Origin of the sequence: Shewanella sp. (assembly GCF_013214165.1) — a bacterium.
GTDB lineage: Bacteria > Pseudomonadota > Gammaproteobacteria > Enterobacterales > Shewanellaceae > Shewanella.
Map to the genome: position 1 here is coordinate 23,473 of NZ_JABSSM010000053.1, position 6,515 is coordinate 29,987.

A 6,515-nucleotide genomic window follows, 5' to 3' on the forward strand; every position below is an offset into this window, starting at 1 on the left:
GTTACCAAATATCACTAATCTCAAACCAAAACCAAAGCTCGAATACACAGACCGGTGGTCATCTTCAAACAGGCTCCCTGTGTCAGGCTAGACACGGCTAAGGCGACGATAGGCGTGATCAATAGCAGATAATAAAGATGTGCCTGTCCTATTTTTTTTTCTCGCTCCCTAAGTGCGAAAACGGTCTTGATAAAACATTGCTTTCCCTTACCTTTATTCTCGATTGGAATCCCATCTTCAGTAAGAGTTAAGTCGGTTTCTAGATTGAATTTTGAGTTAGAACGAATTGCAAAATCATAGTCTCCTAACTCATTATTTATAAGCTGTAATCTATCATTTTTAAATGCGATTTTCTGCTGTCGATATTCGTTTTTTAGGCTGTACCTTAATGGCTCCTCAACAGTCGCTTCATACATTGATTTTACGTATTGGTTGTTAGCATACTCACTATTAATTTGGGTGCTATCCATTGCAAGATATCTGAGAAACTTCCTATATCCAGAGTACCCTTCACCACTAAATGTTGTGAATTGTGCAACGTAGAACTCAAATGGAAAGTTATCCCCATCAGAATCTAGCGCATGTTGGATTTCAGCAGTTAGCTCTTCGTTTGGTTCACAAATGAGCTTAAGTCCATCGGCATTTGTATTTAAGCTATTACATCTTCCATTAAGATCTGGATTTTGAGTATCACTAAGAAATAGCTCTATATGAAGTATCGGTAAGTTGGGAATCGTTTGCTCTCCACTGAGGAAATCCGCAATAGATTCAGCATTGAGCAGAGCCTCAACCCCAAAACTATCTACTTTGCTTTTACTTCCACTCAGTACAAGCTCTATAGCTGTCAGTATCGTACTCTTACCGGCTTCATTATCACCGACAAGAATATTCCTTTGAGGATCAAAGGAGATATCATATTTACTAAATTTTTTGAAATTCTTAAGCTTAATTTTTACGATATGCGTCATTAGGTTAGCCACTCACAATGCAAGAAAGTCCAAATATACTATCTGTCTCATACAAACAAAAACATAATGCGTATCACGTTATCATTTAATGCTTAATATTTTTGCATTTTTATATGCTTACCATATCTTACGAACTGGTAATTACAATAGGATCAAGCGCTACTTATTTATTTCGCATAAGATTACTTATGGCAAACTTCGACAAATGAAGTGCGATTGAATTTTTACTCTAACTAGGAATGGGGCAGAAATGAGTTTGGTAACTTGCAATCGACCAGTGCAAATAAAGTATACCTGTAATGGACCATCTCAAATACAGCGCGGCATATAGACACCATGTAAAAGGCACTGACTAACACTGTGAGTCCTCAAGACAAGCTTTATGCTGTGTTGTCTTTTTTCATGTCATCAATAATTTTATAGACTGTTGATCGCGCAATCTTTAATTGATTAGCGATCTCCGTAGCACCAATATCCTGGCTATACATAGATAGAACTAGGCTTCTGTCGATCGTGCGTTTCCTACCGAACCTGATACCTTTTAACTTAGCTTCCTCCCGTCCTTCATTTGTTCGTTCCAAAATGCGATGACGTTCTGCTTGGGCTACTGCGGATAAAATAGTGACAACCATTTTACCCATCTCCCCCTCAGTACTGATGCCGTCATCTAGGAATTTCACTGCAACACCTTGTTCTTCAAATTCCTTTATTAAATGAATCATGTCGGCCGTATCGCGGCCAAGACGATCCAATTTTTTTACTAAGATGACATCGCCATCCTCTACTTTGATCCGTAACAGTTCAAGACCCTTTCGATTAGTATTACTGCCAGAGCCTTTGTCGCTAAAAATACGACTGACTTTAACACCGGCATTTTTGAGAGTCTTGAGTTGAATATCGAGAGATTGCTGACTGGTCGATACTCTTGCGTAGCCAAAAAGCCGCATGAAATGTCTCCTAAATCGATTGTCGGACAGTATGTGTCTATTATCTCAAAATATCGATTTAATAGACACCTTAATGGAAGCGTTTTAGCATGTCTGATAATTTATAAATTATCGGACGAAAAAACCTTAGCGTACGAAACCGTGTGCGACACGATGTCGCCTAATAGGGGGTGTAAGCCGGAACCGCCGAAATTTCCGTTACACCAATTCTAGCTCTGCCAACAGCTTCTCAAGGTCGATTATCTCCCCATTACTCTGGAACGTGTAATGCCCATTTAACAGGATGTGACGCCAGGCTACTTGGGATATAGATGTGATTATTTTGATTGCCTTAGTATTATTACTTTTTTCAAATCTCCTCAGTAGTCGCGATAAAATAGCTGAGTTGTAGTAAACAATGGCGTCAGAGATCAGTCGACCACACTGGTTACTAATTTCCAGCTCTACATCTGTGAGACCTGTTAACTATTTCTTCCCGCCGACTTGCGCCACTGACGATCGTAATTGATGGTAAGACTCAATACGATTTTGTGAACGATGGACCTTTCGTTCTATTTGTGGATCTCGCAAATAGGGGAATGTTAAGCATACGTGTATTTGTTGTCACATTGCCTTTGCACATAACTTCAAGCTCTTACAGAGACTGGTTTAGGCTCTAAACGTAAAGGTGTAATTTCCATACTCAAAGCACACTGAGTGAATCGCAATATATGGCCCGAATATATGGACTTAGACTGCACATCAACTCTCTCGAGATAATAAACCATCTTTAGATAACCCATGTAATACTTCTGTCAGAACAGCCACATTTTAAAGTATTTTCCACTACATACATGTATTTAAAGCTTAGAGACAGGTAATTACTGATTAATACACATTAATACCTATGTAGCGAGATTGTTAGCTATTGTTTTTTTATTGTTTTTTGTTTGCCACCCTTTGTTGCTTTAGGTTATCATTTCATCGATTAATTAATTAGTCTAAAGGAATAGTCTTATGAAATTGTTTTGCATTTTATTTATTTTTCTTATCCCCTCGAGTTTAAAAGCGGCAGAAAACGATGTTTCTATAGGTATTGGTGTTGGTCTTCTCCATAGTGGTTTAGGAGCTAATGTTGCGTATGTAAGTGATATTGATATGTCGTATTTTTCTGCAGGATGTGATTCATACTCTTCAGTAGCTGGCGCTACTTGCGGTGTGGGAGTTGGCTATATCAGAACTGGGATATTTGATGAAAATGGCAAGCATGGTTTAGGGGCGCATGCAGGTATTGTGGGGACTAAATCAAAAATTATTAATGATACAAAAGAAAATTCTGCTATTTATGGTTTAGGCATATCATATGTTTATTTTTTTAATGGTATTAAGCAACCTGGTTTTAACCTCGGCTTAGGTAGTACCCTTACTTTGGATGGTAATAGTGATCTTAATGCCGCTTTTCAAATAGGCTACCAGTTTTGAGAATATATGTATTAATTCTACCCATAATACTTATATGTTCATGTTCATCAATAGATGAACATTCTGCTTGTACTTTTATTATAGGTGCAAATGATAGCAATCAAAGAATAGAAGAAGAAAATTCAAAAGCAAATTCCCGTAAAAATAGCAGAGCTGGCATAACAAATGTTATCAATGGTGTTTTAAGTGTTTTGTCTGAATTAATAAATAAGTCTGACAAGAAAAAAACATGTGAGTTTTAAATAAAAAGGATTTTAAATGAAAAAGTTATTATTGTTTCCTCTATTATTCGTTCCTACACAATCCATTGCAGATGAGCGATGGGATGCGCTTGTGATGATTTATGACCATTTTTTTGGTGATAAAAATTCAATAGAATATGTATTGGAACGCACAACGCCAGAACCTATATGGAATGGTTATTATTATACTGAGAATAATTACTTTATGAAACAGGGCTTTATGGCTTCAGAAGAATCTTATTATAATGACCGGTTTCATATATGGGAAAATTGGGGGGATAGGTTTAAAAAGTTATGCACAACAGAAGAGGTATATAAAGAAGTTCCTTTTGTATCAGGTCCCTCAGGTTATTATACTTATTACAACTCAATAAACCGTAAAAATTATTCTCTTAAAGAATATACGGCAAACGAAGGGGTTCCATTTGTTATTCATGCCCATGAACATGGTGGGTTAACTGATTTATTAACAGATTCATTCTATTTCTTTGCTTATGGTGATGGAATCAAACAGTATAATAAAGAGGGTGATAACCGCGAAGGTGTACATACTTATTTAAAAACAGGTACTTATGACCTTTCCTCTATTGTATACGTTAATGAATTTTCTTTTTTTATTTCATATGGTGGCTCTCTGAAGGGGGATTTTACTGGCCTTAATGGTGGCTGGGATTTTAAACTGAAAACTTCTGATGATTTATTTAGGGAAAGTTGTGACGTTGCACTAGTTAAGGTTGAACCCAATAGTGCACCTACTGCAAAAATAAACGTTTCAAGATCTCCAGGTAAACGTTCTACAACTATTTTTGTTAACGCGTCCAATTCTACCGATCCTAATGATAATCCATTGACATATAAATGGACTATGAATGGTACAACTAAATATGGTAGAACTGCATCTTTTGGTGTATGGACTCCAGAAATAAAATCCAAAACTTACAATGTTAATCTAGTTGTAAGTGATGGTGGTTTATCTGATTCCACTAACTACAGTGTAACTATTTCTCCTTATTGCTATAGCTGTAATGGTGAGCAAATACCTTAGGAAAGTGTATGAAAAAAGTAGCTTTTGCATTAATTATTGTGGCTATTATTTGTTTTTATAAAGTATTGCCGAGCTTATATATTAAAAGTGATTCAGAGGAAATCGTTTTTATTAACGGCAATGATAAAACTTACATAGACATAGATGAAAGAGCAGATTCAACTATCAATACTGAAGTTGTGACAGATGTAATTCCAGCAGTAATTAGCCATGATGGAGTAGATATTAATACTGTTTTTTTTGAAATTAATTCTTTATTTAAACGAAAAGATTATTCTAGGGTTTCAGAGTATTTCAATATTGTGAACCTATGCAATGCCATTCCGAAAAATCATGACGAATTTCAAAGTGATATATTAAAGCATGGTAATGATGAAGGTTTTGATGTGGAAGCTTTAGAATTCCAAATGAAGCAATGTTCAGGTATCCCAACAATATCCTACGGCGCTCAAGCAGCAATTTATAGGGATGGTATTGAAAATGGTTATGAGGAATCAAAATTATTTTTGGCTTTGCTTATGCCCCAACAATCAGATGAAAAAAAAATGTGGCTAGAAATGTCTTCTCTTTTTTCTGATGTTGCAATTAAAACTCTAGCAGAGTATTCATTGGATGATTCTAATGAATATGGTGATATATCTAGACTATTTTGGTTGTCAACATCTTTGGAAATAAAAGTTCTTTATCCAGAAGAAACATATTTAGCTTTGTTGAATATAACAAATTATTTGGATAATCAGATGCTTTCTACTATTCAAGATCTGTCTAATAAGTGGATTAATGGTGGCCGTGTTGAGAAAAGTGAAGTTTTAGAAAAATTAAAATATCTTGAACTATCTACAAAAAGTTGACTTTTGTTTTTATAGGATATAGTTCCTCTTTTTGAAGAGCTATATCCGGTTCTGTCGCAAACTGAGATCTAGCCACTATAAATTGAGGAAACGGATTTCCTCAGACACAACTAGGCCGCCAAAGAATAAAATAGCTCCCATGGTGTCATATTTTCAGTGGTATCCATTTGTCCCACCTTAATCATGGACCAAAGCTCAACGCCTGCCTGTGTCGACTCAGCCCCTTCCCAAGATTTCCAACCTAGACATTGATGCATTTTCCCCTTCACTTTTCGATGACTCTGCTCGACAATATTATTCAAATATTTAACGGCCAAAACCTCAATCATAAACAGCATATGTCCAGACAGCCAAAGACGAATATTGATAGTATCTAATGCTGCGGCATTAGCACCACTTTTATCAATGACCACCTTTTCAGGTAAGCAGTGCTGGTTGATGGCTTTATTGAAAAACGCTTGTGCCGCTGTCTCATCACGGGTTTCACTTAAATAGAAATCAATAATAGCGCCGTACTTGTCCACGGCTCGATAATAGTAAACCCACCGACCTTTAACTTTTATGTAGGTTTCATCCATTCGCCACGAGCCAGATACTCGACGCTTTTTCTTCCTGAATATGACTTCGAGTTGCGGCGCATATTTGATAACCCAACGGCTCAGGGTTGAGTGGTCAAAATGGATATTTCGCTCAGCGAACATCTCCTCAATTTCACGGTAACTGAGTTTGTAGGCTAGGTAATAGCGAAGCGCCTGCATGATGATATCCGACGGATAATGTCGCCCTGAGAAGTTAAGTGTCATGCAGTGGATGCTCCAAATTAATGTCTGAACATCATCAACACTTTAGCTTACTTCGTCAACTTTGCGACAGAACAAACACGCTGCCGTCGGTGGCCTGTAGCGACAGTTGTTGCTCAACGATGATGGCTAAGCCATTTATTGATTTACGAAAATCCACGGGCTCTCGATGCAGATAAACATGAGGTAGCTGCTGAAACA

General features: G+C 36.9%; 7 protein-coding genes and 1 pseudogene. 3 read left to right on the top strand and 5 right to left on the bottom strand.

Annotation, left to right across the window (positions count from 1 at the left end):
• Positions 1-20 precede the first annotated feature (20 nt).
• From HRU42_RS14685 to HRU42_RS14695, 3 genes and pseudogenes are all read right to left on the bottom strand, one after another.
• A complete protein-coding gene (locus tag HRU42_RS14685; protein WP_295032069.1) occupies positions 21-968 on the bottom strand; it encodes an ATP-binding protein in 948 nt (315 codons plus the stop codon).
• Positions 969-1,348: 380 nt separating this feature from the next.
• Entirely contained in the window at positions 1,349-1,915 is a 567-nt protein-coding gene (locus tag HRU42_RS14690; RefSeq protein WP_295032070.1) for a recombinase family protein, read from the bottom strand.
• Positions 1,916-2,113: 198 nt separating this feature from the next.
• Positions 2,114-2,488, bottom strand: a pseudogene (locus HRU42_RS14695) (Tn3 family transposase); the annotation flags it as partial.
• A 423-nt stretch (positions 2,489-2,911) separates the two neighbouring features.
• Here HRU42_RS14695 and HRU42_RS14700 point away from each other — a divergent pair.
• The 3 genes from HRU42_RS14700 to HRU42_RS14710 all read left to right on the top strand — a co-directional run bounded on the left by HRU42_RS14700 (position 2,912) and on the right by HRU42_RS14710 (position 5,514).
• Positions 2,912-3,376, top strand: coding sequence for a hypothetical protein (locus tag HRU42_RS14700; protein WP_295032071.1), 465 nt, complete (start codon positions 2,912-2,914; stop codon positions 3,374-3,376).
• 258 nt (positions 3,377-3,634) lie between these two features.
• Positions 3,635-4,663, top strand: coding sequence for a hypothetical protein (locus HRU42_RS14705; RefSeq protein WP_295032072.1), 1,029 nt, complete (start codon positions 3,635-3,637; stop codon positions 4,661-4,663).
• Between the two features lie 8 nt (positions 4,664-4,671).
• Positions 4,672-5,514: a hypothetical protein gene (locus tag HRU42_RS14710; protein WP_295032073.1), complete on the top strand. Its 843-nt coding sequence runs from the start codon at positions 4,672-4,674 to the stop codon at positions 5,512-5,514.
• Between the two features lie 110 nt (positions 5,515-5,624).
• On the opposite strand, the gene HRU42_RS14715 is transcribed toward HRU42_RS14710, so the two are convergent.
• Together HRU42_RS14715 and tnpB are read right to left on the bottom strand one after the other, a co-directional pair.
• Entirely contained in the window at positions 5,625-6,317 is a 693-nt protein-coding gene (locus HRU42_RS14715) for an IS6 family transposase (protein WP_295032074.1), read from the bottom strand.
• A 55-nt stretch (positions 6,318-6,372) separates the two neighbouring features.
• Complete coding sequence (gene tnpB, locus HRU42_RS21195; RefSeq protein ID WP_367227189.1) at positions 6,373-6,489, bottom strand: IS66 family insertion sequence element accessory protein TnpB; 117 nt, start codon at positions 6,487-6,489, stop codon at positions 6,373-6,375.
• Positions 6,490-6,515 lie beyond the last annotated feature (26 nt).

Coding starts and splice junctions, on each gene's coding strand:
- HRU42_RS14705 (WP_295032072.1), top strand. CDS start 3,635: ATGAAAAAGTTATTATTGTTTCCTCTATTATTCGTTCCTACACAATCC.
- HRU42_RS14685 (WP_295032069.1), bottom strand. CDS start 968: ATGACGCATATCGTAAAAATTAAGCTTAAGAATTTCAAAAAATTTAGT.
- HRU42_RS14700 (WP_295032071.1), top strand. CDS start 2,912: ATGAAATTGTTTTGCATTTTATTTATTTTTCTTATCCCCTCGAGTTTA.
- HRU42_RS14715 (WP_295032074.1), bottom strand. CDS start 6,317: ATGACACTTAACTTCTCAGGGCGACATTATCCGTCGGATATCATCATG.
- HRU42_RS14710 (WP_295032073.1), top strand. CDS start 4,672: ATGAAAAAAGTAGCTTTTGCATTAATTATTGTGGCTATTATTTGTTTT.
- HRU42_RS14690 (WP_295032070.1), bottom strand. CDS start 1,915: ATGCGGCTTTTTGGCTACGCAAGAGTATCGACCAGTCAGCAATCTCTC.